Source organism: Rhodococcus sp. 320_ES (genome assembly GCF_059691855.1).
In genome coordinates this window covers 111,293-137,079 of the sequence record NZ_JCAWAG010000005.1, presented here as the reverse complement: position 1 = coordinate 137,079, position 25,787 = coordinate 111,293, and the positions used below count along the sequence as shown (strand labels likewise).

Sequence of the window (25,787 nt, the reverse complement as noted above, 5' to 3'; positions counted from 1 at the left end):
GGCAAATGGGGCCCTACGAGGACCCGAACATGCTGGACAAACTCGTGTAGATGCTGTCCAGCACTGTGTAGAACAAGTCGATGACGACGTTCACTGCGCTCTCCTCTGTCGTTGCGGTGCCTGCGATCAGGCGAGGGACCACTGCCCGTAGTCGGGCTTCAGGATGTTGTTGATGTCCACGCCGACACCGTCGATGGTGTCCTTGTCGATCCGCACCTGATGAAGGTGTGCGGCAGGATTCACGTAACCTTTGGGTGTACCCCAATTGTGTTGCCAGAAGAAGGTTCCCAGCCCGGCCGCGTTCGCGAGATCGATCGTCGGCGAGTTCGCGTAGACGCCCAGGTTCTCGGCGCCGATCACGGACTGCCATCCGATCAGGTACGGCGCGATCATCGTGGCGAACTCGATCGGGGTCGGGTTGTCGTCGATGGACGCGTAGATCGGCCGATCGTCGGGTCCGCCTGCAGCCTGGTGCAATTCGAGGCCGCGCGCCGCGTGCTTCTTGCCGCCTTCGAGCCCCGCACGCCAGTCCGCGGTGGCGCCCTTACCGAACTGGTAGCACGACACCACCTCGGCTCCGACTGCTTTCAGGCCCTCCGCCTCGTCCGCGGTCATGGGCTTGCCCACCATCCACTCCGCGCCCGGTCGACGATCCGAGACGTACCGCACGGCACCCTTGTGTCCGTCCGCGATGATCGACAGCGGGGTCGGAACCCCGCCGGCGTAGTCGACGACCGTTCCGAGAATCGCGGGATCGGCGTGCGCTCGTGCACGCGACCCGAGCGCTGCGACGCCGACGACCGCGGACCCCGCCGCGGCAATCCTGAACAGACCTCGACGCGAGACGTCTGAAACTCCTGGCACTGCCACCCTCACTTCGTACATCGCGCACCCCGGCGTGCCTCACCGATTCGATGCGAGGTCACTGCTACGTTTTGATGTTTGCCCACGCATTGCACCACACACCACATGAACCTCGCTAGTCACCAAAAAACTCATCGGTAACTTCCACCGCTGTCATTTACAGCAGCCCCAGCTGCTACGTCAGCGTGGCGTGCGCGCTACCGCGACAACCCACTCGGCATCGTCGGTCCACGGATCGAGATTCCAGGTCGAGAACAACCGAACGTCGACGAAATCGGCCGCGGACGCCTCCCGAACGAAGTCCGCCACCGTGTACTCGCGATCCGTGGCGAACCCACAGATCAGCACGCCGCCGGGACGAAGGTGCGCGTGGAAGCGCTGCAGGACAACGCTTTCCGTGCCCGGCTCCAGAAAGACCATGACGTTGCCCGCCGCGACCACGGCGTCGAACGGTGCGCCGTCGAGGTTCAACTCGGCCAGGTCGGCTTGGTACACGTCCAGGTTGTCGTGCCGACGCGCCTCCGCCACCAGAATCGGATCGAGGTCCACGGCCGTCACCCGGTGACCGCGGCGCGCCAGAGCTGCGCCGACGCGTCCCGTCCCGCACCCGGCGTCGAGAACCGTCGACCCACGGGCGAGGACGGCGTCCACGAACCGCGCTTCCCCGTCGGTGTCGATGTCGCCGGCCTCCAACTCCCGGAATCGCTCGACGTAGGCGTGGGAGTCGTCGGGGGTGCGTTCGGCAGCCCATCTCGTGCTCGATTTGTTGGCCATGTCGGTCACGATATAGCTACCGACCTGCGGCTCCGCCGTGCCGGACACCCCGCCCATTTAGACTTGCCACCATGACAGCCGAAGCGACGTCGCCCGCGCCCAAGTCCGGTTCGACCGCAAAGCGTAAAGCCATCGTCGCCGGTGTCGGTGTCGTGGTCCTGGTGGTCGCATACTTCGTTCTGGCCGCCTTTCTCCCGCGCTGGTGGAGCCTGCGGGTGGCCGATCTCGCCACGGGAACCTTCCACAAGGGAATTCTGTGGGGACTGGTGTTCGGCGTCGTCTGCACGCTGGTGCCGCTGTTGTTCTTCTATTCCGCGTGGTCCGGCCGGAAGCGTCGGGGAGCGAAGTTCGTCGCGATCGTGTCGGTGGTTCTCGCTGTCGTGACGGCCATCCCGAACTTGTTGACGCTGTCGATCGTGTTGGGCGGCAACAACGCGGCGCACGCCGGTGAGCGCACGCTCGACACGGAGGCGCCGGGATTCCGCGGTGCCACGGCCACGGGCGCCATCATCGCGGTGGTCGTCTTCGTCCTTCTCGCGTTCGTCCTGGTTCGGGCGGGACGACGGCGGGCGACCAAGCGAGCCGCTCGGTCCGCCCCGGTCACGAGCTGAGCCCGATCAGTACCACTGCGTCCAGAAGCGAGTGAGGGCGCTGCCGTACTGCGCCCAGAGCGACGGCACGCCGGACACTCCGAAAAGCGCGTAGACCGCGTCGAAGAATGCCCGGTTGATCGCGGGCACGAACAGCAGCGCGAAGACGATGAGGATTCCGTAGGGCGCGATCTGCGCGAATTGGCGTCGGGTGGACGGCGACAGGTACGGCTCGATCGCACCGAAGCCGTCGAGTCCCGGAATCGGTATCAGGTTGAGTATCACCGCGATCACCTGCAGCAGAGCCAGGAAGCTCAACCCGAACCAGAACGACGGGTTCTCCCCTGTCAGGCCGAACGAGCTGATCACGATCAGAAGCACCACGGCCAGAACAGCATTGGCGAGCGGACCGGCCAGGCTCACGATGGTCCGCTGGCGCCGCGTCATGCCGGCCGTGTTCAACCAGACTGCGCCACCGGGCAATCCGATGCCGCCGAGCGCAATGAACACCAGTGGCAGCACGATGGACAGCGACGGCACGGTGTACTTGAACGGGTTCAGGCTGAGGTATCCGCGCGCTGCGGTGTCGTGGTCGCCGAAGCGCCACGCGGTGATGGCGTGCCCGAATTCGTGCAGGCACAGCGACACCACCCAGCCCGCGACCACCAGTACGAAGACGCCGGCGTAGGACATCGCACTCCCCGGCACTGCATTCCACGCCAGTGCGCCGCCGATCGCGGCAAGGGCGATCACGCCGAGGAACACCGGACTCGGACGCACCGCGGTTCGCATTGCCATGGGCGCCAGGATAGGCGCGTTCGTCAGGTGGCCCGGAATGCCTGTTCGACGTCGCGCACCGCGGATCGAACGAGATCGGCGTAGAAGTCGACGTCGGGCATGACGGCGGGACTGGTCACGATGGTGATGGTCACGGTGTCACCGATCCCGTGCACACCGTGCGTCAACCCCATCGCCGGCGACAGGGCCGGAAATCCAGCCGTCCACACCACGGTTCCTCCACCGAGAGTGAGATCGGCTCGCCCTCGATCGACGCTGGAGACAACCGTGTGCCCGACGACTCGCTCCGGCACGGCGTCCGCATCGAACTGGCGGGTCCCCCACTTCATCAGTGGAGCGGGAACGGCGGCCGTGGCGCGGTCGGCGGCGGCGAAGGACGGATGCGCGAAGCGTCGACGCCGCTCGTCCATGGACGTCGCGATGGCGCGGGCACGCTCCACGAGGTCGGCGATCCCGGGATGAAGGTCGACGGATCCGTTGCGAAAGTTGTTGACCGACATGGCTTCGGCTTTGCCGAGCGTCGTTTCCGCCGCCAGGTCGTCCGGCACGTCGTGACCGTGATGTTCGAGGTAACGAGCGAGAGCCGACGACACCACGGTCAGCGCGCCGACCGTCACCGTCACGCCGGGCCGCCGCAGCGCGGCTGTGTCGCACACGATCGGTCGAACGCTGCGCGTCGAACCCGGCCGCGAGTTGATCGGGAGCAGTGACCGCCCGTCGGACGGCACGGGAACCCGTCCGGCATCCGTGTCCTCTGCCAGCCGGGCACTCTCGCGCTGGGCAATCCGGCCGAGTCGCACGAGCGAGACGATCCGACCGGGGAACCAGGCCACAGCGGACACGACGGGATGCAGAGTCCGTCGCGGAGGTGGACGCCCTGGCCTGTCGCCGTGTCCGAAGAGCGCCCGGGCCACATCGGACGCCCCTCGCCCGTCGACGAGAGCATGCGAGATCTGCAGCACCACCACCAGAGCGGTGCCGCGGCACCGAGGCGCATCGGACACGGGCTCGAAGACGTGGACGCGCCACGGAGTCTCGTGAACGTCGACTGCCGTGGTGATCAGCTCCTCGAGTGCCGATCGGCAGTCCTCCCAGCGCGACGACGGCAGCCGGTGCTCCCGCACGTGTGCCGCCGTCACCGGCATCGGAACCCAGTTCGGGTAGTCCAACGTGAAGGGCACGTCCCGGCACTTCAATTGCAGTGCGTCGATGGTCTTCGCCCGTTCGACGATCGTCTCGCGAACGTCCGCAGCTGCATCCTCGAAGCAGAACAGCAGGAACTGATCGTTGGGGATCTTCGCCGACATCCACAGCATCTGGGCGTCGGACGCCTCCATGCGCGGCACCGGACCCGGCTCAGGCCTCCTCGGCCCGCGCCTTGAGAGAAGCCAGCCCCTTGTCGAAGTCCTTGCCGACCAGCTTGTCCATGCTGAACAGGAACCCGAACAGCTTGAAGAACACGTTCTGCTTACCGGTCATCTGCCACCGCACCACGATGTGACCGCCCCGAGGTTCGATCGAGAACGTGGTGACGTTCTGCGCCGCGAAAGGCTTGGTGAAGTTCAGGTCCAGCACCACTTTTTCGCCGGGTACGGACTCGGTGATCGTCATCGATCCCGCTCCGGCCTTGCGGTTTCCGGACCACGCGTAGGACGCACCCACGCCCGATTCCGGGCCCGTGAAGGTCTTGTCGAGATCGGGGTCGATCCCCTCGTAAGGCGACCACGATTCCCACCGATGAAAATTGTCGATCAGCGCGTGGACGGCTTCCGGGCTCGCATCCACCACGGTGGACCGCTCGACGAGAAACGTGTTCGACGACATGACTGCGAATCGTAGGTCACGCCCGCGCGCAGAGGCAGAAGAAGTGCCCCGCCGGGTCCCGGTAGACCCTGAACGTGGGGTGGTCGTCCGAGGCGTCGATCAGCTCGGCGCCCAGGCCCAGGACGTGCTGCTCCGTCGTCTCGAACTCGTCGACCACGAAATCGAGGTGCGCGTGGACACCCACCTCGGGCCACGCGAGCGGCGTGAAGTCGGGAGCGAGCTGAAACGCCAGCCGCAGCGCACCCGGGCCGCGGATCTCGGCCCAGTCGCCCTCGTCGCGCGCGACGTCCCACCCCAGGACGCCGCTGTAGAAGGCCGCCAGGGCGCCCGGATCCGGGCAGTCCAATACGGTGTAGTCCATCTCGATCGCGGGTGTCGTCATACCAGTGAGACTAATTTCGCACTCCAGAACTCGTCCAGGGTGGAGTGAGAGCACAACCGTTGCCGCTAATCTAGTGAAATGTCCCAAACGACAATCGGTCGCCCCGACGCGCAGACGCGCGACGTGGCCGCGCACATGCACAGCCTGGTCGGCGAACATTTCCGGATGCCCGACTTCTACGAGGTCGGCCGCGAGAAAATCCGCGAGTTCGCCACTGCGATTCAGGATGCGCATCCAGCCCACCACACCGAGGCCGGCGCCGCCGCACTGGGACACGACACGATCATCGCGTCGCCCACCTTCGTCAGCGTGCTGGGCGGCATCGCACTGGAAAACCTGTTCGAGCACGTCATCGGTGATTACGACCCGGGCAGCCTGCTGCAGATCGATCAGGGTTTCAAGATCCACAATCAGATTCGCGTGGGCGATCGACTCACCTCGGACCTGTATCTGGAGTCCTTTCGGCAGCTGGCCGGCAGCGACATCATCGTGATCAAGAACGACATCACGGACGAGAACGGTCGACCCATGGTCACCACCAGGACGACGTTCATGGCTCAGACCGGCGCCACCATCGATCCCGCGCTCACCAAAGTGGTCGACGACGTGATGGCCCGCGCCTCGAAAAGCCGCACCCGCACGCCGTAGTCAGCTCAGGGCGCGGGCGTGCACCGTGTCCAACACCAACAGCGCCGCTCCCTGGACGACCACGGCGACGCCGTGCCCCACGGCTTCCGCGGCAGTGATCCGGCCTCCGAAGAGGGGCTTGCGCACCGCGACGTGCGCGCCCGCCGCGATGTACCCGACATCGAGACCTGCGTTGACCCACAACGTCTTTCGCAGTGTCGACGATTTCGCAGGCTTCTTCGACAGCGATCCCGCACCCGCGATCAGCAGGTCGATCGCTCCCCACCCCGCACTCTGAACGCCGAACGCACGGACGGCCGGAGACGGACTCGCGATCGCCAACGCGCCGCCGAGCACCACGCTGCCTCCTCCCCACATCGTGAGACGGCGGCCGAGCCGATCGGCGACGGACTGAGCGGCGATGTCGATCATGCCTCCAGTGTGCCGCGCCCGCCGCCGAGAAGATTCGCTTCCCGCAAACCCGCTGGACCGACACCACGCGCGAGCGCCGACACCATCACGGCGCACCCGATCCCGGACAGGACCAGCGCGGTCGCAAACAGTGCCGGGTACCCGAGCATGTCCCCGACCACCCCGGCCGCCAGACCGGCGATTCCCTGCGAGAACACCACGGCGCACGCGAGCAAGGTGTAGTCGCTTCCCGCGTACTCGGGGTCGGACGCGTCCATCATCAGTGCGAACACCACCACCGTGGCCGCTCCCCCGAACACGTGCTCCGCGACGGAGGCCGTCACGATCACAGGCAGTGCATCCGCTCCGAGTGACACCGCGCCGTAGAGGGCGAGCGACGCGGTTTGCGTGATGCCCGCGAACAGCAGTGCGCGTCGGCGACCGAAGCGGTAGGCGTACCAGGCGCCGACCGCAGCGCCCGCGAGGGCGGACACCGACGAGAGACCGCCCTCGATCAGTGCGATCTGCGGCAGAGTGAGCCCGACGTCCGACAGGAACGGTCCCACCAGGGCCGATCCCATCGAGTTGCCGAACTTGTAGCTCGCGACCAGCGCAATGATCGCCACCATCCCCGGCCGGCGCAGGCGCTCGAGCCAGACCACGGGCAGTCGACGCGCCGACGGTCGGTCCCCACCTGCTCCTGCGGCGTCGGCCGCCTCGAGTTGTTTCCGCATCGTCCACACCGGAACGGTCGACGCGATCAGCAGGAGCGCCATGGCCACGAACAGCGTCCGCCACCCCGCGATGGAGAACAGCCACAGCAGCGCGCCGCCTCCCACCACCATGCCGATGCGGTAGGCACCGACCTGGATGCCGTTGCCGATTCCGCGGCCGCGCGGCCCGAGTAGTCGCACCGCCAGCCCGTCCGTCACGACGTCCTGGGTCGCCGACACCAGGTTCACGGCAGCGATTCCCACGAACAGCCACCGAAGCGTCGAGGACAGGTCGAGGCAGGCCAAGACCAGAGCGATTGCAGCAGAGAGACTTTGGAGGGTGAGCAGCCACCGCCGACGCGATCCGTACCGATCGACCCAGGGTGCCCACAGAAACTTCAGCGCCCACGGGGCGAACAGGATGCCGGCGGCGCTGATGGTCACCAGCGAATAGCCCGACCTGCGCAGGACAACGGGAAGCGCCTGGGTGAAGAAGCCGAACGGCACGCCCTGAGCGAAGTAGAGCGCGGTCAGAAGTGCGAACGTACCGGACGTCAGCGCAGCGGACCGGCTCATGGAAGATCACCCTATGACTGCGGAATCGGGTACGCATCGGCTGGGCGCTTGCAACCTCTGCGAGGCCATGTGCGGCCTCACGTTCACCGTCGACGACGGGGCCATCACGTCCACGCGTGGCGATTCCGACGACCCGCTCTCGCGTGGCCATCTGTGCCCGAAAGCGCTCGCGCTGGGCGACCTGCACACCGACCCCGATCGGCTCCGACGTCCGGTCAAGAAGGTCGGGTCGACGTGGGTCGAGATCGAGTGGGACGAAGCATACGACCTCGTGGTCGACGGGCTCGTCCGAACGCGCCGCGAGCACGGACCGGATGCCGTGGGCGTGTACTGGGGAAACCCCATGGCGCACAGTCTCGGAGCCCTGACGCACGGGATCGGCGGGTTCTCACCGTTGCTGGGAACGCGTAATCGCTTCTCGGCCACATCACTCGACACGTTGCCGCACTTCGTGATTCATCGCCTGCTGTACGGACATCAGTTGCTGGCGCCGATTCCCGACATCGACCGCACCGCATATTTCCTCGTGATCGGTTCGAACCCGCTGGTGTCCAACGGGAGCACCATGACCGTGCCCGACGTCGCCAACCGACTCAAGGCGCTGAAGGCACGTGGAGGCTCGCTCGTCGTCGTCGATCCGCGGCGCACCGAGACTGCGCGGCTCGCCGACAGACACCTGTTCGTACGCCCCGGTAGCGACGCCCTGTTCCTCCTGGCCCTCCTCCGCACCGTCCTCGTCGAGGGTCTGGCCAACGCCCGGCAGTACGTCGATTCCATCGAGGCCGTTGCCGAGGCGGTCGAGCCGTTCACTCCCGAGGCGGTGGCGCCGCACACCGGCATGGCGCCCGGAGACATCCGCACGGTCGCACGCGACTTCGCGACGGCCTCGTCCGCGGTTGCCCACGGGCGAATGGGGGTGTCCACCCAACAGCACGGAGCGTTGTGCCAGTGGGCAATTCAGGCGCTGAACACCGTGACCGGCAACCTCGACTCCGTGGGCGGTGCGCTGGTGGCCACGCCCGCGGCAAATTTGATCAAGACCAAGACGATGAAGCCGGGCGAACTCGGACGGCGCCGTAGCCGGGTCCGAGGACTCCCCGATTTCGGTGGCGAATTACCGACGGCGACGCTGGCGGACGAGATCGAGACTCCGGGGCAGGGGCAGATTCGGGCAATGGTCGTGATGGCCGGGAACCCGGTCTTGTCCGCTCCCAACGGTTCTCGATTGAGCGAGGCGTTGCCGTCCCTCGATTTCATGGTGGCGTTCGACTTCTACGTCAACGAGACGACCCGTCATGCCGACGTGATCCTTCCGCCGGCGCCGGCGGTGACCCGCGATCACTACGACCTCTTCCATCACCACTTCGCCGTGCGCAACACCAGTCGGTTCTCCCCCGCGGTGCTGCCGAAAGCCGCCGACGAGAAACACGACTGGGAGATCTATCGGGACGTCGCCATCCGGTACGGCCGCGCCGTGGGGCGGCGGTTCAACCTGATGGATGCGGTCAAACTACGACTCTCCCCGGTCCGCAGCCTCGACGTGCTGCTGCGGCTGAGCGGCCGAGGAGTCACGGTGGCGAAATTGCGAAAGGCGCCGCACGGTATCGACCTCGGGCCACTGACACCCTCGTTTCCTGACGCCCTGCACACGAAGAACAAGCGAATCGACCTTCTGCCCGAACCGATCGAGAAGGAAATCGCGACGCTTCGCGAGCGGCTGGCCGCCACACCGAACGCCGACGAGCTGCTGCTGATCGGCCGCAGGCACCTGCGCAGCAACAATTCGTGGATGCACAATGCACCGCGGCTGGTGAAAGGCGCAGCGCGCCATCATCTTCTGGCGCACCCGTCCGATCTCGAGGCACGCGGGCTCTCCTCCGGTGACACGGTGTGTGTCACGTCGGCGAGCGGACGAATCACCATCGAGGTGGGTGAATCAGACGACCTCATGCCCGGCGTGGTGAGCATTCCCCACGGATACGGCCACCGGCGGGACGGGGTTCGGCTGTCCGTGGCGTCGACGCTGACGGGTCCGAGCGCCAACGACCTGACGGACGACGCCGTGACCGAGTCGCTGACCGGTGCGGCCGTGTTCAACGGGGTACCGGTGACGATGAGGAAGGCCGACGGGAAACATTCCGAGCCGTCGAGTGTTGGTTGAATCATGAAGAAGATTGGGTTCCTGTCCTTCGGACACTGGTCACCGTCGCCACACTCGCAGACTCGGTCCGCATCGGACGTGTTGTTGCAGTCCATCGACCTCGCGGTCGCCGCCGAGGAGCTGGGTGCGGACGGTGCGTACTTCCGTGTCCACCACTTCGCCAACCAGCTCGCATCCCCGTTTCCGCTGCTCGCCGCGGTGGGCGCCAAGACGTCCACGATCGAGATCGGCACCGGCGTCATCGACATGCGGTACGAGAATCCGTTCTACATGGTCGAGGACGCCGGCTCCGCCGACCTCATTTCTGGGGGACGTCTGCAGCTGGGCGTGAGCCGGGGATCGCCCGAGCAGGTCGTCGAGGGCTACCGCTACTTCGGGTACTCCCCCGCCGACGGCACGGACAACGGCGACATGGCCCGTGAGCACACGCGAATCTTCCTCGAACTGCTCGAGGGCAAGGGCTTTGCCGAGCCCAACCCGTCGCCGATGTTCCCGAACCCGCCGGGCTTGCTGCGGCTCGAGCCGCACTCCGAGGGCCTGCGCCAGCGCATCTGGTGGGGCGCCGGCACCCGCGCGACCGCGGAATGGACTGCGCAGCAGGGCATGAACCTGATGAGCTCCACTCTGCTCAGCGAGGACACCGGTGTCCCGTTCCACGAGCTGCAGGCCGAGCAGATCGAGCGGTTCCGCAAGACGTGGTCCGACGCCGGACACTCCTTCGAGCCGCGGGTGTCGGTGAGCCGCAGCATCTTCCCGATCGTGAACGACACCGACCGCGCGTACTTCGGCCGCGAGAGCGGTAGCGGCGATCAGGTCGGCTACCTCGACGGTGGCAAGGCTCGTTTCGGCAAGACCTACGCGGGCACGCCGGACAAGCTCATCGACGACCTGGCGAAGGACGAGGCCGTCGCCGCTGCCGACACCCTGCTGCTGACCATCCCGAATCAGCTGGGAGTGGACTACTGCGCACACGTACTGGAGTCGATCCTGACCCACGTGGCGCCGGAGCTCGGCTGGCGGTAATCCGCTCGAGAAATCCGGTGCCATCGACCGCGCTCATCGCGGTCGGTGGCACCGGATTTTTGCGTTCGGGCTCCATGAAGCATGTGGTGAAACGGACGAAAAAAACTGAAACCGGTTCCAGAGATGGCCCACTCGAGGAAGAGTGCGAACCGACAGGGGATACCCCCTTCGGACAGAGCTGGCGACGACTCGAGGAGTTTCGGGTGGAACGACTGAGTGGCATGGACGCAGCGTTCCTGTATCTGGAATCGCGTGCCCAGTTGATGCACATCAACGGTGTGATCGTTCTCGACCCCACCGCCGACGAGGACAACGATTTCGACTTCGGCGTCTTCCGCCGCGCCCTCGCCGACGCCGTGAAAAGCCTCCCGGAATTCCGGCGGCGACTGAAGGATTCGTTTCTCAACCTCGACCACCCCGTGTGGGTCGAGGATCGACGCTTCGACATCGACCGTCACCTGTTCCACGTCGCGGTGCCGGCGCCCGGCGGGGACGACGAGCTCGCCCGCCTGTGTGGCCATCTCTCCGGTCAGAGTCTCGATCGCGACAAACCGTTGTGGGAGATGTGGGTGATCGAGGGCCTCGAGCGCGGCAGGGTCGCGGTCCTGGTGCGGATGCACCACGCCACCGTCGACGGTGTGACCGGAGCGAACCTGATCACCCGTCTGTGCTCGCTGACCACCGAGATGGCTCCACCGGATCCCGAGCTGATGCGGAAGAACTCCGGAAACGCCCCGCTGCTGCAGCTCGCCGCCGACGGCATGATCACCGTGGCGCGCAGACCCTTCCAGTACGCCGGTCTGGTCCCCGAGATCGTGAAGATTCCCATCAACTGGATCGGCCGGGCGCGCCGGGGCAAGTCGATGCCGGTCCCGTTCACGGCGCCCCGCACCTCGTTCAACGGTGCGCTGACGCCGCACCGCACCATCGGCTTCGCCCAGGCCGAGCTCGCAGACGTCAAGAAGGTGAAGAATGCGCAGGGCGTGACCGTGAACGACGTCGTCCTCGCCATCTGCAGTGGAGCGCTGCGCGCCTACCTCGACAAGCGTGGTGAACTACCCGACCGCTCACTCATCGCCGTCGTCCCCGTTGCGGTCAGCGAAGACGAAGCGATCGACGTGGGAACGAACCGCGTCACCGGGATGTTCACCAAGCTGGCCACCGATATCGCGGACCCACTGGAACGCCTGCAGGCGATCCGGGAGTCGACGGGATCTGCGAAGGAACACCTCGGTGAGTGGTCGGCGAGCATGCCGCAGATGCTCGCCCAATTCATTCCGCCCACCGTCACGGGAGCCGGAGTGCGCCTCTACAGCGCACTGGGCTTGGGCGACAAGCAGCCCCCGATGCAGAACCTTCTGATCTCGAACGTGCCCGGACCGGATTTTCCGCTGTACTTCCTGGGCGCTCGGATCGAGGCCATGTACCCCTTGGGCCCGATCTTCGAGACCGCGGGCCTCAACATCACCGTGGTGTCGGTGAACGGAAAGTTGAACGTGGGTCTCATCGCCTGCGCCGATCTGGTTCCGGACCTGCGTCCCATCGCGACCGGCATTCTCGATTCCCTGGACGAGTTGGTGGCGCTCACCGAAGGTCTCCCGGCCTGAATTCGCCTCTGGCAGTGCGCCTTACCAGGCGCGCGCGTTCACCGATGCGCACGCAGTCCGGAAGGCCGGAACGAACTCGCTGGGCTTCAGAACGCAGGCGGCATGCCCCGCATCGACGTCCTGCTGCGAGGCAGCGTCGATCGCGCGGGTGAGCCGACGTTGGTGCGAGGGCGGTATGAGCCGGTCTCGGGTGGTGACGCAGACCGCGGTGGGAACGTCCACTTGGTGTATCCAGTCCCGCGAGTCGAACCGAACGATCTCGTTGCCGGCGCGAGCTATGGCGCCGCGGTGCGTCGAGCGGAATTCACGCAGAGCCCATGTGCCGGGATCGGTCGCTGCGCCGGAATCGGTTGCGGCGCCTGAAGCCTTTGCGACACCTGTGTCCTCGGTGACGGCATCGACGAAGGTCGGCCGGACACGGGCAGCCACCGTCTGAATCGTGCTCAGGAGGAGGCCGTCGACACGGCCCCGCTCGAAATTGGCTGCGGTGGAACAGAGAACGATGCCGCGAACGCGATCGCGGTGCGCGCGCCAGACCAACTGCGTCACCAGGCCACCCATGGAGTATCCCGCCACCATGAAGCGGTCGATGCCCAGAACGTCGGCCAGGGCGACCACGTCGTCCGCACAATCTTCCAGATGGAACCGGTCGGATTTGATGCCCCGACCGTGCCACCGCTGATCCAGCGTGATCACCCGAAAACGGTCGGTCAGCGACGGTAACGACGGATACCAGGTGAGCAGGCCCGTGCAGGCCAGCGCGTGCAGGAGAATGACCACCGGACCGTCGGGGTTACCTGTGTCGACCACGTACGTCGACCCCCGGCCCGGCAACTCGACCATTCGGCCGGCGGGCACGTTGTCTACCGGCGCGACGTCGGCGGTCGCTCCGGACGGAACCACGTTCGAAATCCAAGACACGAGAACAGGTTATCGTTTTTGGCCCGTGGTCCTCAAACTTTGCCGAGAAATCCGGTCAGCCGCCCAGCGCCTCGGCCAGCATCACGATGATCCCGCTGGGCCCACGGACGTACGTCAGCCTGTACGCGTCGTTGTAGTTGGCCACGCCGCGCAGCGGATAGCACCCGTGCTTCGCGGCCACGGCGAGAGCGCTGTCCAAGTCGTCGACCGAGAACCCGACACGGTGCATACCGATTTCGTTGGGGAGCGTCGGATTCGTGGGGATTGCCGCAGGATGGATGTACTGGAAGAGCTCGATACGGCCGTTTCCATCGGGTGTCTGCAACATGGCGATGTTCGCGTGGTTGCCGTCCAGACCCACGGCGGTATCGGTCCACTCACCGCTGACGGTGTCGCGTCCGATCTCGACCAGGCCGAGGTCGGTGAAGAACGCGATCGTGGCGTCCAGATCCTCGACGGCGATTCCGACGTTCTCGAGTTTCATACTCATACGTACCTGCCTAGACGTTGAAGCGGAACTCCACCACGTCGCCGTCGGCCATGACGTAGTCCTTGCCCTCGATGCGAACCTTGCCCGCGGCCTTGGCCGCTGCCATCGAACCGGCTGCGACAAGGTCGTCGTAGGACACGACTTCGGCCTTGATGAAGCCCTTCTCGAAGTCCGTGTGGATGACGCCGGCGGCCTGCGGGGCGGTGTCTCCCTGGTGAATGGTCCACGCGCGGGACTCTTTCGGTCCCGCGGTGAGGTACGTCTGCAGACCCAGCGTGTGGAAGCCGGCGCGGGCCAGCGCGTGCAGACCCGGCTCGGCCTGGCCGATGGACTCGAGCAATTCCAGTGCCGATTCGTCGTCGAGCTCGACGAGTTCGGACTCGATCTTCGCGTCGAGGAACACCGCGTCGGCCGGTGCGACCGACGCTTTCAGTTCGGCGACTTTGGCCTCGTCGGTCAGGATCGACTCGTCTGCGTTGAAGACGTAGAGGAACGGCTTCGTGGTCAGCAGGTTCAGTTCGCGCAGCAGCGAGTTGTCGAGCTTGTCCTTCACCGAGTAGAGCGTCTTGCCCTGATCGAGGAACGCCTGCGCTTCCTTCGCGGCCGCGAGCATCGGAGCGCGGTCCTTCTGGGTCCGGATCTCCTTCTCCAGACGCGGGATCGCCTTCTCGAGCGTCTGCATGTCCGCGATGATCAGCTCGGTCTCGATGACCTCGATGTCCGCGGCGGGATCGACTCGGCCGTCGACGTGGACGACGTCGTCGTCGGCGAACACACGCACGACCTGACAGATGGCGTCCGCTTCGCGAATGTTGGCGAGGAACTTGTTGCCGAGGCCGGCACCCTCGGACGCGCCCTTCACGATGCCCGCGATGTCGACGAAGGTGACCGGCGCGGGCAGAATCCGCTCCGAGCCGAAGATCTTCGCCAGTTCGTTCAGACGCGGATCCGGTAGCGGGACAACACCTTCGTTCGGCTCGATGGTCGCGAACGGGTAGTTCGCGGCCAGAACGTCGTTGTTGGTCAGCGCGTTGAACAGGGTGGACTTGCCCACATTGGGCAGGCCGACGATTCCGAGAGTAAGGCTCACAGAGAGAGGAGTCTACGTTCTCAGAACGTGGTGCTGCTCGACCCCACCGACACCGCCACCGCGATGATCACGATGTAGAACACGATGAAGATGGCGAAGAATGCCGCGAAGATCCAGAGCGCGTACTTGCCGAGCTGCTCCGTCCGGTCCGAGGCGTACTGCGCGCCCTGGTAATCGCCCAACGACCAGCGCGGGAACACGCTCGACGAATGATTGAACGCGGCGAAGGCCAGCGGCCAGAAGAAGATCACCGCCGCGACGGCCCAGCCCGCGTTGGTCGGCGGCAAGGGCGGCGGGCCGTACGACTGCTGCGGGTAGGACGGTTGCTGGTCGTACCCCTGTGCTGGAAACCCCGACGTCGGATAACCCTGCGTGGAAGAACCCTGAGTCGGATAACCCTGTGCGGGCTGCTGGTATCCGGCCGACTGGTCGTAACCGGGTGTCTGCGACGCGTCGTCGCCCTTCGACAGATTCGGTGAGCTGTAGGGGTCGTTGTCGGCCATGCGGAACACCCTAAACGCCGGAACCGACGCGAACATCGCGATGAGAGAACGATCCGGTCACCGCATCACACGGACCGCCCGGCGCATCGTCTCCGAAGCTCCCCGATATGTCGGGGTCTGTGCCTATGGTGATCCGAGTCATAACAGGACAGCCGCAAGGAGATCGACGATGACCGCCGTATCGGACCGGGGAAACCCGCACGTCGAGTTCAAGAAGAACGACCCGGACCTTCCCCCTGTGGAGGTGGTCGACACCACCCCGATGTCGCCGGCCGTGCGGGTGTTGTTCGTGATCATCGGCATCCTCGGCGGTATCGCCTGGTCCGTGATCGCGATCGTCCGAGGCGAGAACGTCAACGCGGTGTGGTTCGTCATCGCCGCGGTCTGCACCTACATCTTCGCGTTCCGGTTCTACGCGCGCATCGTCGAACGCAAGCTCGTCATGCCCCGCGACGACAGGGCAACTCCGGCGGAGGTGCTGGAGAACGGCAAGGACTACATGCCGACGGATCGGCGTGTGCTCTTCGGTCACCACTTCGCGGCCATCGCCGGCGCCGGGCCTCTGGTCGGTCCGGTGCTCGCCGCCCAGATGGGATATCTCCCCGGCACCATCTGGATCATCGTGGGCGTCGTGTTCGCCGGAGCCGTGCAGGACTTCCTGGTGCTCTGGATCTCGACGCGACGCGGCGGCCGAAGCCTCGGTCAGATGGCCCGCGAGGAACTCGGCGTGGTCGGCGGCGTCGCCGCTCTCATCGGCGTGTTCGTCATCATGATCATCATCATCGCGGTTCTCGCGCTCGTCGTCGTCAACGCGCTCGCGGAAAGCCCCTGGGGCGTCTTCTCCATTGCCATGACCATCCCCATCGCACTCTTCATGGGCGTGTATCTGCGGTACCTGCGCCCGGGCAAGGTGTCCGAGGTCTCGCTCATCGGCGTCGTGCTGCTGCTCCTGGCCATCATTTCCGGTGGCTGGGTCGCCGAAACCGACTGGGGCACGGACTGGTTCACGCTGTCGAAGGTCACCATCGCGTGGCTGATGATCGCGTACGGTTTCGCGGCCTCTGTGCTGCCGGTCTGGCTGCTTCTCGCCCCTCGCGACTACCTGTCGACCTTCATGAAAATCGGCACGATCGCGCTGCTGGCCATCGGCATCCTCATCGCGCGTCCGGTTCTGCAGATGCCGGATGTCACGTCCTTCGCCAGCACCGGAACCGGACCGGCCTTCTCGGGTTCGCTGTTCCCGTTCCTGTTCATCACCATCGCCTGCGGCGCCCTCTCCGGCTTCCACGCGCTCATCTCGTCCGGCACCACGCCGAAACTGCTCGAAAAAGAGAAGCAGATGCGGCTGATCGGCTACGGCGGCATGCTCACCGAGTCGTTCGTCGCGATCATGGCGCTGGTCACGGCGTGCATCCTCGACCAGCACCTCTACTTCATCCTCAACGCACCGACGGCGCTGACCGGCGGAACCGCGGACACTGCCGCGACCTACGTGAACGGCCTGGGACTCGGCGGAACGGACGTCACCCCCGAGCAGATCACCGCAGCCGCTCAGGCGGTCGGCGAGGAGTCGATCATCTCGCGCACCGGCGGCGCTCCCACTCTCGCGTTCGGCATGTCGGAAGTGCTGCACCAGGTGTTCGGCGGCGAAAGCCTGAAGTCGTTCTGGTACCACTTCGCGATCATGTTCGAGGCGCTGTTCATCCTCACCACCGTCGACGCTGGAACTCGCGTCGCCCGGTTCATGCTGTCGGACTCGCTCAGCAACCTCGGCGGCGGCGCCAAGAAGTTCCGTGACCCGTCGTGGCGCGCCGGCGCCTGGATCTGCTCGTTCGTCGTCGTCGCCGCGTGGGGCGCCATTCTGCTCATGGGTGTCACCGATCCGCTCGGCGGCATCAACACGCTCTTCCCGCTCTTCGGCATCGCGAACCAATTGCTCGCCGCCATCGCTCTCACGGTCGTGCTGACCATCGTGGTCAAGAAGGGCCACTTCAAGTGGGCCTGGATTCCCGGTCTGCCGCTCGCGTGGGACCTGATCGTCACCATGACCGCCTCGTACCAGAAGATCTTCTCCTCCGTTCCCGCCATCGGGTACTGGGCTCAGCACAGCGACTTCAAAGCCGCGAAGGATCAGGGCCTCACCGAGTTCAGGACCGCCAAGACCGCCGACGCCATCGACGCCGTCATCCGGAACACGTTCATTCAGGGCACCCTGTCGATCGTGTTCGCCGTCCTCGTACTGATCGTCGCTGTCGCCGGTTTCGTGGTGTGCATCAAGGCATTCCGAGCCGGCGGGTTGCCGGGTAACGAAGAACCGGACGTTCCGTCGAAGATCTTCGCCCCGAGCGGCATGATCCCCACAGCGGCAGAGAAGTCGGTGCAGAAGGAGTGGGACGTTCTGATCGCCGACGGCAAGGTGCGTGCGCCGGGGTCCCACGGATGACAACACTGGCTCGCGCGGCGCGTGGCGCCGTCTGGTGGATCACCTCGGTGATGGGCGATCACGACTACGAGAGGTACGTCGCGCATCTACGTCGTGTCCACCCGGACGCGGAGGTTCCGACCGAACGGGAGTACTGGCGACGTCGTCACGCCGACGCCGGTGCGAACCCCGGCGCGCGCTGCTGCTGATCGACCCCGGCACGATGGTGCAGTGAGCACCCGGAGTTGGAGCGCCGTCTCGGTCGATCTTCCCTACCGTGCTCCCTACGACGTGCAGTGGATGCAGTGGTTCCTGTCCGGTCACGCTGTGCCGGGCATGGAGACCTTTCGCGACGGTGTCTATCGCCGATCACTTCGTCTGCCCGGCGGACCCGCGGTGATCACGGTCCGCTTCGTCACCGGACGCGACGGGTCGGGGGCGGCGCGAACCGAGGTTCGCGCGCGAGCTGGATCCGACCTCGACGCGGCAATCGACAGTGTGCGAACGGTTCTAGCTCTGGATGTCGACGCGGAACCGGTCGATCGCGCGCTGGCAGCCGATCCAGCGCTGGCCCCGTGCGTCCACGCCGCACCGGGAATTCGCGTTCCGGGCGCCTTCGACTCGTCCGAAGTGTTGCTACGCACCATGATCGGCCAACAGATCTCCCTCGGAGCCGCCGCGACGCACACCGCGAGACTGGTGGCCGCGCTCGGTGAACCGGTCGGAGACGACGAGGGCGTCGGCCGGCACGGAATCACCCACCTGTTTCCGACGAACTCGGCCGTCGCGGCCCGCGGTGCCGACGTTCTGACTGGTCCGGCCAGGCGCATCGCAGCGATCGCAGGGGCCGCAGGCGCATTGGCCGACGGCGCCCTCGACATTCGCCACGACCGGACTGCGCACGAACAGGAGAAGTCGCTCACCGACCTCCGGGGTGTCGGGCCGTGGACCGCGCGCTACGTGTCGATGCGATTGCTGCGCGATCCAGACGTTCTACTGGACACCGATCTCGTGGTTCGCCAGGGCGCTGCCCTGCTCGAGGTCGACCTAGCCGACTCCGCGCGTTGGTCGCCGTGGCGTTCCTACGTGTCGATGCATCTGTGGCGAGTGGCGCTGTCGGCCCGCGGCGCCTACCCGTGACCGCCGATGTGAGAATTCACGATTCCCGGGTACCCTCCCACGGCCACCCACTTCTCCACCGTCCTGACCGCGCTCGCCCGCTGACATACAAAAGGACACTTTCGTGACCGAGAACGCCTCCGACACCTCCTCCGGCTCACGCAGTTTTCGGGAGCGAGGTTCTCTGATCGCACACGGCGCGGTGTGGCTGGCCAAGGCATCGGCCGTGGTCATCGTCGTCGCTGCAGCGTGCTGGATCGCCGGGTGGCTGATCGGCCAGATGTGGGTGATCGTTCTCCCCGTCCTGCTGGCGCTCATCGTTGCGACCGTTCTGTGGCCGCCCACCCGGTACCTCCGCAGGATCGGTGCGCCGCCGGCACTCGCCGCCATCACGACCCTCCTGTTGTTCCTCGGGATTCTCGCGGGCGTGATCGCGTTCATCGTGCCGTCCGTGGTGAGCCAGGCGCCCGAACTTGCCGACAGCGCCACGCAGGGTGTGTCTCAGGTTCAGGACTGGATCGAAGGCCCCCCGATCAACCTGGACCAGGACCAGATCGACAACGCCACGAACGTGATCATCCAGCGCATCCAGGACAGCGGTACCGCGATCGCCGCGGGAGTCTTCGCCGGAGTCAGCACCGCGGGATCGCTGCTCGTCACCCTCGGCCTGGTCCTGGTTCTGACCTTCTTCTTCATCAAGGACGGCCCGAGATTTCTCCCCTGGTTGTACGGCCTCGCCGGGGGCAGGGCAGGCGGTCACCTCGCCGAAGTCCTGACTCGGATGTGGAACACCCTCGGCGGCTTCATCAGAACGCAGGCGATCGTCAGCCTCATCGACGCACTCTTCATCGGCGCCGGACTGCTGATCCTGGGTGTGCCACTCGCGCCCGTGCTGGCGACGCTGACCTTCCTCGGCGGCTTCATCCCGATCCTCGGCGCGTTCGTTGCCGGTGCGCTCGCCGTGCTGGTGGCGTTGGTGGCCAACGGGCTCACCACCGCGGTCATCGTGTTGGGACTCATCCTGCTGGTGCAGCAGATCGAGGGCAACGTTCTCCAGCCGATCCTGCAGAGCAAGTCGATGAACTTGCATGCGGCCGTGGTGCTGTTGGCGGTCACTGCGGGTGGCTCGGTGTTCGGCATCATCGGTGCGTTCCTGGCCGTGCCCGTCGCGGCGGCGGCGGGCGTGCTGGTGCGGTACCTGAACGAGCAGATCGAGCTGCGGTCCGACGAGGACCCGGACGCGAACACGCTCGCGGAGAAGGTATTTAAGAAGCAGGGCACTCCGGGAGACGAACCGCCGAAGGTGGTCCACCACGAGCCGTCCCGCCCCGAACCCATCACCGCGGACAGCGACAGCGACGACGATTCAGCGGAGACCGACAAGTCCTGAGGTCACACCCCGGCGTGGACGCGGACCGTCGAACCGTGACGCTCTCGAATGACATGCAGTCTCGATGGCACGCGGTCTCGAATTTCGTCGACGTGACTGACGATGCCCACCGTTCGGCCGCCGGAGCGTAGTTCGTCGAGGACGCCCATCACGGAGTCGAGGGAATCGGAATCGAGGCTTCCGAAGCCCTCGTCGATGAACATGGTGTCCAGGGTGATCCCACCGGACTCGGCAGCCACCACGTCGGCCAGGCCGAGCGCCAGAGCGAGTGATGCGCAGAAGGCCTCGCCACCCGACAGGGTGCCGGCCGCGCGCACGACGCCGGTGTATTCGTCGCGAATCTCCAACCCGAGACCGCCGCGAGTTCCTCGTGGACCGCTGGAGTCGGAATGGACGAATTCGTATCGGCCGCCCGTCATCCGCCGAAAACGCACCGACGCCGCCACGGCGACTTCCTCGAGGCGGGCGGCGAGCACGTAGGAACGCAGCGACATCTTCCTGCTGTTCTGGCCCTTGCCGCTCACCACCTCGGCGAGCTCGTGCAGTTCGGCATGAGCGGCGCGCAGCGGCTCGAGCCGCTGTCCTACCGCCCACAGCTGCGCCACCAGGTCTTCGAGCTGCACTTTGCGCTCGTCGGCCAGCTTCTTCTCGGTGAGAGCGTCCTCCAGAACCTGCCGAGCCGAGTTCTCGGCCTCCACCAACGGCTCGATGTCGACCGGTTCGGCGGCCAACGCGGCGCCGACCTCGGCGTCGGTGAGGATCGCGGTGGCGGCGACGCGTTCGGCGTCTGCGTCGGCGAGGCGACCGGTGAGCTCGGTGATGCGCTTCTGATCGCGCACCGCAGCGATCGCGTCCTCGACGTCCTCGAATTCCGCGTTCGACGCGTCCTGCCGCAGACGGGTCTCGAGGTCGGCCACTGCCTGCTCGGCCGCGAGGGCATCGTGTCGCGCGTCCCGAAGTGCCACCAGTGCAGCGACGGCGAGGTCGAGGTCGCGCCGCCGGTCGCGCGCCGACCCGGCCGACCCGAGGGCCGCGTCGATCCGCGCGGTCGAGTCGGCGATCCGCGCGCGCAGAGTATCGATCGTGGCCCGCATCTGTTCACCGTCGGCGGTGCGCGCGGCGATGCGTGACCGCAGCGACTCGGCCTTCGAGTCCTGCGCGGCGCGTGCGGCCTCCACCTCGGTCAGCTTGTCGGCCAGGGCGGTGGTGTCCTGCAGTTCCGCGCTGGCCGCATCCAATGCGGCGGTGAGTTCGGCCGCGGGCCGGGTGCCGCCCCGGGCGGCGAGCGCCTCGATGTCGCGTTGCAGCGACTCCAGTTCGGCGCGTGCCTCGTCACGGCGCTTCTCCGCGAGGTTCATCGCGTGACGCGCCTGTTCCTCGTCATCACGGGTGACCGAGTCGTCACCGGCCCTCGCGGGCGACGGATGCTCGAGCGCTCCGCAGACCTCACACGGCCGACCGTCGCGCAGTTGCCTCGCCAGTTCCGCGGCCATCCCGTCGAGTCGTTGCTCGCGAAGGTCCTGCCACAGCTGGCGAAGATCCTGATGCCGTGTGATCGCCGAGGAGTGACGCGCCGCGGCGTCCCCCGCCGCCGCGACGGCTCGCTTGTGCTCGATGGCCGCGCTGACCGCGTCCTGCGCCGCGAAGTGACGGGCCTGCACCGATGCCACCGACGCGGCGGCGTGGACGCAGGCGGTGTAGTCCGCCTGCAATCGCGCCGTCTCGGCCGGTATCGCGCGCTCCCGCTCGACCAGCAGAGCTACGTCATGATCGATGTCTCGGGCGCCGGCAAGGGCCAGCGACAACTCGTTCGTGAACTGCTCACGAGCGATCTCGTCCTCGGCGATTCCGTCGAGCACCGCGCGCTCACCGCTCCACCGCTGCACGGCCGCGTCGATCGACTCGGCGTCCGCGGGCGACGGTGGCCACGCAAGTTCGCGAACCACGTCGGCTGCCACCGTGGCCTGCGCCGCAACGGTGCGCGACGCGACGACGGCGCCGGCATCGGCACTGCGCCGCCGCGCGTCGTCGAGTTCGAGTCGGCGCCGATGCACGGGTGCGGCGGCGTGCGCTCGGTCCAGCTCGCGGCGGTCTCCGGCAAGCGTCTCCGCCATGTCGTCGAGCGCCGAGAGTCGTTGGCGCGCAGCCACTCCGCGCTCCCGTGCCCGGGTGGTATCACGCGCCACGCGGACACTGTCGGCTTTCGCAGCGTGATCGGCCCGAGCTGCCTCCAGGGTTGCGGCGCAGCCCGTCGCACGCTCGCGCGCCGCATCGAGAAGCGCAGTGGCCCACGGCAACACCTCTGGGTCCGCGCACTGCTCGACCCCCGCCGCCTGGGCCACTTTCGCGGCAATCCGGTCCGCATTCCGAGTCTTGTCGGCCAGCGCCTCCGCGCTTTCCCGTCGGCGGTCCGCGAACCAGGTCTCGATGTCGGAGAACCGGTCGGTGTCGAAGAGTCGCTCCAGCAGCTGTCCGCGCTCGTCGTTCTTCGCGCGCAGGAATCGAGCGAAGTCACCTTGCGGGAGCAACACCACCTGAAAGAACTGGTCCACCCGCATGCCGAGCAGCCGCTCGACCTCGAGCGCGATCTCGTCGATACGCGTGAGGTTCTGTCCGGTCCCGTCGAGCCAGGTCAGCGTTGCTTTCGCGTTCTGCTTCGTGGTGCCCTCACCGCGAAGCTTGGGTCGCGCGTATTCCGGGCTCCGCACCAACCGGAGCCGCCGGCCGCCCAACGTCGCGTCGAGCTGCACCGAGGGAGCCACTCCGGGTGCGGCGTGATCCGACAGAAGTCTCTTCGTCTCCCTGCGCGCACCCGGCACCACGCCGTACAGAGCGAAGGCGATGGCGTCGAGGATCGAGGTCTTGCCCGCGCCGGTGTGCCCGTGCAGGAGGAACAGGCCGTCGGCGCCGAGTTCGTCGAAGTCGACGCTGACGGTGCCGCCGAACGGTCCGAACGCGGTGACGGTCAGCGAGTGGAGTCTCATCCCGTCTGTGCCCAGTGCTGTTCGGCGCTCGTGGGTTCGTCGCTCGAGACCGCGTCCGGCTCGGCGACGGCCGACCGGGCTGCGCGTTCGAGGAGCTTCGTTTCCGACGCGGTCGGCTCGCCGCGTACGTCGCCGAGGAAGCTGGTCATCACCTCGAGGTCCGACCGTCCGACGACCTTCTCGCGGTAGCCGGCGTCGCTCGACCGGAGCGGCGGTTGCCATTCGAGATGGACCGCATGCGGGAAGCGATCCTGCAGGCGGCGCATGGCGTCGACCGGGCGAACCGGATCGGTCAGCACCGCGGAGACGTAGTTCGAGACGTGCTCGTCGTACTGCGCCGAGGTACACAGCTCGTCGAGACGTCCCGTCAGAACACTCAACCCACGCACGAGCGGGAGTTCCACCCGCGTGACATCGATACCGCCCGCCGCGTCCATGTCGATCATCCACGCGGCCTTGCGATGTGACCTCTCACCGAACGAATACGGCAGCGGCGACCCCGAATAGCGGATGCGGTGCTCGATCGTCTGCGGCGAGTGCAGATGCCCGAGCGCGACGTAGTCGACACCCGAGAACTCGGACGCGGGAACGGTTTCCACGCCGCCGACCGCGATGGAACGCTCCGAACCCGTGCTCTCGCCGCCGACCACGAACGCATGCGCGAGGACCACCGACCGTGCCGAGGAGTCGGAGGTGCGACGCGTGTCGACATCGCGCCGGATCCGGGTCATGGCCGCACGCAGCACGTCGGCGTGCGATCGGGCGGTCGGAACGTCGAGCTCCGTTCGGGTGGTCTCCGGTTCGAGGTAGGGAATTCCGTAGAACGCGACGCGTCCGTGCTCGTCGTCGACGACGACAGGCTCGTCGACGGCCGACACGGTGGTGAACAGGTGCAGCCCGCCGGCCGCGGAGAACGACGACCCGGCACCGAGGCGAACCGGCGAATCGTGGTTGCCCGACGTGGCGACGATGACTGCCCCGGCCCGGCGAATCTTCTCGAAACCGGTGTTGCACACCCGAACCGCGTCCGCACTCGGAATGGCGCGGTCGTAGATGTCGCCGGGAACGACGACGACGTCCACCGAGTTCTCCTCGACGACCGACGCGATCGCATCCAGCACGGCCCTCTGATCGGCCAGCAGGTCGACACCGTGGAAGGTGCGCCCGATGTGCCAGTCGGAGGTGTGCAGGATTCTCATGTCGGCGACGCTAACCGAGACCTCCGACAAACTCCGATCCCCGAGGCGCGTTTCGCCGCACGGGATTCGGACCGCGAAACCGTGTCGGTGCCGTGTTGCACACTCACGGCCATGAGCATCGCAACCGCAGTCGGCCTCGTCGTCGCCCTCGCACTGGGTGTCGCACTGGGCTGGCTGCTGCACTCCTCGCGGGGCAGCCAGGAACTGGCACGTACCCGCGAGCGCCTTGCCGTGTCCGCCGAGAACGAGGACACACTGCACCGCTCCCTCAATCTCCTGAACGAGGATTCCGCGCGCCGCCATTCCCGCGTGATCGGTCAGCAGGTCTCGCACCTCGTGGAACCGCTTCGCGAGGCGGTCGACACCTTGAGCGAGCAGGTCGAGCACGTCGAGCGCACCCGCATACGTGCCTATGCGGGACTGTCGGAGCAGGTGGCCGACATGCACCGCGCCTCACAACACCTGTCGTCGCAGACCTCGGAGCTGGTGACTGCGCTCCGGGCCCCGCAGGTGCGCGGCCGGTGGGGAGAAATTCAGCTCAAGCGTGTCGTCGAGCTGTCCGGGATGACTCGGCACTGCGACTTCGACACCCAGGTCGCGCGCGGCGGTGTGCGCCCCGATCTCGTGGTCCGCCTCGCGGGCGGAAAGCAGATCGTGGTCGACGCGAAGGTGCCACTCACGGCGTTCCTCGACGCGGCCGCCGCTACGGACACCGACGTCGCTGCTCGGCACCTGATGCGGCACGCGCGGCACCTACGCACCCACGTGGACCAGTTGGCGGACAAGCAGTACTGGCTGTCCTTCGAGCCGTCCCCCGAGTTCGTCGTCCTCTTCGTTCCGGGCGACTCGTTTCTCGACGCCGCACTGACCCACGACAGCGGCCTCCTCGAGCACTCCTTCGGCCGCAGTGTGATCCTTGCAACGCCCACCACGCTGATCGCTCTGCTGCGGACGGTCGCATACACCTGGAAGCAGGATGCGCTCGCGAAGGACGCCGCCACGATCCACGCCCTGGGACGTGAGCTCTACGAGCGGCTCGGGTCTGCCTCGGCTCACGTCGAGCGGCTCGGCGCCCAGCTGGGCAAGGCAGTGGACTCGTTCAACTCGGCGGCCGGATCGCTCGAATCGCGGGTGTTCGTCACGGCGCGCAAGTTGCACGAACTCGATGTCTTCGACGGCGAAGTACCGGGCGTGACCCGCATAGACGCCTGGCCCCGCACCGTTCCGCGTTACAACGAAACCGCCCAGCGCGACACCGAAACGGCCACTCCCGGTCACGCCAACGGTGCAACATGAGCACTAGACGCTAATCTCGCTGT

24 protein-coding genes are annotated in these 25,787 nt (G+C 66.5%); 10 read left to right on the top strand and 14 right to left on the bottom strand.

Features of this window, described 5'->3' with window-relative positions; translation table 11 throughout:
• Positions 1 to 126 precede the first annotated feature (126 nt).
• On the bottom strand, positions 127 to 864 hold the full coding sequence (locus tag AC59JP_RS18295; RefSeq protein WP_497327242.1) for a DUF1906 domain-containing protein: 738 nt from the start codon (positions 862 to 864) through the stop codon (positions 127 to 129).
• Positions 865 to 1,044: 180 nt separating this feature from the next.
• Positions 1,045 to 1,638, bottom strand: coding sequence for a class I SAM-dependent methyltransferase (locus AC59JP_RS18290; RefSeq protein WP_497327241.1), 594 nt, complete (start codon positions 1,636 to 1,638; stop codon positions 1,045 to 1,047).
• A gap of 71 nt (positions 1,639 to 1,709) precedes the next feature.
• Between AC59JP_RS18290 and AC59JP_RS18285 the strand changes: the two genes are divergently transcribed.
• On the top strand, positions 1,710 to 2,249 hold the full coding sequence (locus AC59JP_RS18285; protein ID WP_497327240.1) for a permease: 540 nt from the start codon (positions 1,710 to 1,712) through the stop codon (positions 2,247 to 2,249).
• A 6-nt stretch (positions 2,250 to 2,255) separates the two neighbouring features.
• Here AC59JP_RS18285 and AC59JP_RS18280 read toward each other — a convergent pair whose 3' ends face one another.
• Genes AC59JP_RS18280 through AC59JP_RS18265 form a run of 4 tightly spaced genes read right to left on the bottom strand, consistent with a single transcriptional unit; the run spans position 2,256 to position 5,232 of the window.
• A complete protein-coding gene (locus AC59JP_RS18280; protein WP_497327239.1) occupies positions 2,256 to 3,026 on the bottom strand; it encodes a site-2 protease family protein in 771 nt (256 codons plus the stop codon).
• Positions 3,027 to 3,049: 23 nt separating this feature from the next.
• Positions 3,050 to 4,363, bottom strand: coding sequence for a WS/DGAT domain-containing protein (locus tag AC59JP_RS18275; protein WP_497327238.1), 1,314 nt, complete (start codon positions 4,361 to 4,363; stop codon positions 3,050 to 3,052).
• 19 nt (positions 4,364 to 4,382) lie between these two features.
• Positions 4,383 to 4,850, bottom strand: a complete 468-nt coding sequence (locus AC59JP_RS18270) for an SRPBCC family protein (RefSeq protein ID WP_497327237.1) — start codon at positions 4,848 to 4,850, stop codon at positions 4,383 to 4,385.
• A gap of 16 nt (positions 4,851 to 4,866) precedes the next feature.
• Positions 4,867 to 5,232, bottom strand: a complete 366-nt coding sequence (locus AC59JP_RS18265; RefSeq protein ID WP_497327236.1) for a VOC family protein — start codon at positions 5,230 to 5,232, stop codon at positions 4,867 to 4,869.
• Positions 5,233 to 5,310: 78 nt separating this feature from the next.
• Here AC59JP_RS18265 and AC59JP_RS18260 point away from each other — a divergent pair, with 78 nt between their 5' ends.
• Positions 5,311 to 5,880, top strand: coding sequence for an FAS1-like dehydratase domain-containing protein (locus tag AC59JP_RS18260; protein WP_497327235.1), 570 nt, complete (start codon positions 5,311 to 5,313; stop codon positions 5,878 to 5,880).
• Here AC59JP_RS18260 and AC59JP_RS18255 read toward each other — a convergent pair whose 3' ends face one another.
• Together AC59JP_RS18255 and AC59JP_RS18250 are read right to left on the bottom strand one after the other, a co-directional pair.
• Positions 5,881 to 6,291 (bottom strand): DUF6992 family protein, encoded by a 411-nt coding sequence (locus tag AC59JP_RS18255; RefSeq protein WP_497327234.1) that lies wholly within the window; start codon positions 6,289 to 6,291, stop codon positions 5,881 to 5,883.
• Entirely contained in the window at positions 6,288 to 7,559 is a 1,272-nt protein-coding gene (locus AC59JP_RS18250; protein ID WP_497327233.1) for an MFS transporter, read from the bottom strand. The genes AC59JP_RS18255 and AC59JP_RS18250 overlap by 4 nt, the downstream gene beginning before the upstream one ends.
• A 13-nt stretch (positions 7,560 to 7,572) precedes the next feature.
• On the opposite strand from AC59JP_RS18250, the gene AC59JP_RS18245 reads away from it, so the two are divergent.
• The 3 genes from AC59JP_RS18245 to AC59JP_RS18235 all read left to right on the top strand — a co-directional run bounded on the left by AC59JP_RS18245 (position 7,573) and on the right by AC59JP_RS18235 (position 12,350).
• Entirely contained in the window at positions 7,573 to 9,720 is a 2,148-nt protein-coding gene (locus AC59JP_RS18245; protein ID WP_497327232.1) for a molybdopterin-dependent oxidoreductase, read from the top strand.
• A 3-nt stretch (positions 9,721 to 9,723) separates the two neighbouring features.
• Positions 9,724 to 10,743, top strand: coding sequence for an LLM class flavin-dependent oxidoreductase (locus AC59JP_RS18240; RefSeq protein WP_497327231.1), 1,020 nt, complete (start codon positions 9,724 to 9,726; stop codon positions 10,741 to 10,743).
• 203 nt (positions 10,744 to 10,946) lie between these two features.
• Complete coding sequence (locus tag AC59JP_RS18235; protein ID WP_497327230.1) at positions 10,947 to 12,350, top strand: WS/DGAT/MGAT family O-acyltransferase; 1,404 nt, start codon at positions 10,947 to 10,949, stop codon at positions 12,348 to 12,350.
• 21 nt (positions 12,351 to 12,371) lie between these two features.
• Here AC59JP_RS18235 and AC59JP_RS18230 read toward each other — a convergent pair whose 3' ends face one another.
• From AC59JP_RS18230 to AC59JP_RS18215, 4 genes are read right to left on the bottom strand one after another with little or no spacing between them, the layout of a single operon-like run.
• The gene (locus AC59JP_RS18230) at positions 12,372 to 13,271 is read right to left on the bottom strand and encodes an alpha/beta fold hydrolase (protein ID WP_497327229.1); all 900 of its coding nucleotides are present in this window, start codon (positions 13,269 to 13,271) and stop codon (positions 12,372 to 12,374) included.
• A 55-nt stretch (positions 13,272 to 13,326) separates the two neighbouring features.
• Positions 13,327 to 13,761 (bottom strand): VOC family protein, encoded by a 435-nt coding sequence (locus tag AC59JP_RS18225; protein WP_497327228.1) that lies wholly within the window; start codon positions 13,759 to 13,761, stop codon positions 13,327 to 13,329.
• Between the two features lie 10 nt (positions 13,762 to 13,771).
• Positions 13,772 to 14,851, bottom strand: coding sequence for a redox-regulated ATPase YchF (gene ychF, locus AC59JP_RS18220; RefSeq protein WP_497327227.1), 1,080 nt, complete (start codon positions 14,849 to 14,851; stop codon positions 13,772 to 13,774).
• A gap of 20 nt (positions 14,852 to 14,871) precedes the next feature.
• On the bottom strand, positions 14,872 to 15,354 hold the full coding sequence (locus AC59JP_RS18215) for a CD225/dispanin family protein (RefSeq protein WP_497327226.1): 483 nt from the start codon (positions 15,352 to 15,354) through the stop codon (positions 14,872 to 14,874).
• A gap of 169 nt (positions 15,355 to 15,523) precedes the next feature.
• Here AC59JP_RS18215 and AC59JP_RS18210 point away from each other — a divergent pair, with 169 nt between their 5' ends.
• From AC59JP_RS18210 to AC59JP_RS18195, 4 genes are all read left to right on the top strand, one after another.
• Complete coding sequence (locus tag AC59JP_RS18210; RefSeq protein WP_497327225.1) at positions 15,524 to 17,797, top strand: carbon starvation CstA family protein; 2,274 nt, start codon at positions 15,524 to 15,526, stop codon at positions 17,795 to 17,797.
• Complete coding sequence (locus AC59JP_RS18205) at positions 17,794 to 17,985, top strand: YbdD/YjiX family protein (protein WP_497327224.1); 192 nt, start codon at positions 17,794 to 17,796, stop codon at positions 17,983 to 17,985. Before AC59JP_RS18210 ends, AC59JP_RS18205 begins: the two co-directional genes overlap by 4 nt.
• Before the next feature lie 22 nt (positions 17,986 to 18,007).
• Positions 18,008 to 18,916: a DNA-3-methyladenine glycosylase family protein gene (locus AC59JP_RS18200; RefSeq protein WP_497327223.1), complete on the top strand. Its 909-nt coding sequence runs from the start codon at positions 18,008 to 18,010 to the stop codon at positions 18,914 to 18,916.
• Positions 18,917 to 19,019: 103 nt separating this feature from the next.
• Complete coding sequence (locus tag AC59JP_RS18195; protein ID WP_497327222.1) at positions 19,020 to 20,285, top strand: AI-2E family transporter; 1,266 nt, start codon at positions 19,020 to 19,022, stop codon at positions 20,283 to 20,285.
• Positions 20,286 to 20,287: 2 nt separating this feature from the next.
• Here the strand turns inward: AC59JP_RS18195 and AC59JP_RS18190 are convergent, their stop codons facing one another.
• Positions 20,288 to 23,269, bottom strand: coding sequence for an AAA family ATPase (locus AC59JP_RS18190; RefSeq protein ID WP_497327221.1), 2,982 nt, complete (start codon positions 23,267 to 23,269; stop codon positions 20,288 to 20,290).
• Positions 23,266 to 24,468: an exonuclease SbcCD subunit D gene (locus AC59JP_RS18185; protein ID WP_497327220.1), complete on the bottom strand. Its 1,203-nt coding sequence runs from the start codon at positions 24,466 to 24,468 to the stop codon at positions 23,266 to 23,268. The genes AC59JP_RS18190 and AC59JP_RS18185 overlap by 4 nt, the downstream gene beginning before the upstream one ends.
• 111 nt (positions 24,469 to 24,579) lie before the next feature.
• On the opposite strand from AC59JP_RS18185, the gene AC59JP_RS18180 reads away from it, so the two are divergent.
• On the top strand, positions 24,580 to 25,764 hold the full coding sequence (locus AC59JP_RS18180) for a DNA recombination protein RmuC (RefSeq protein ID WP_497327219.1): 1,185 nt from the start codon (positions 24,580 to 24,582) through the stop codon (positions 25,762 to 25,764).
• The last annotated feature ends 23 nt before the right edge of the window (positions 25,765 to 25,787 follow it).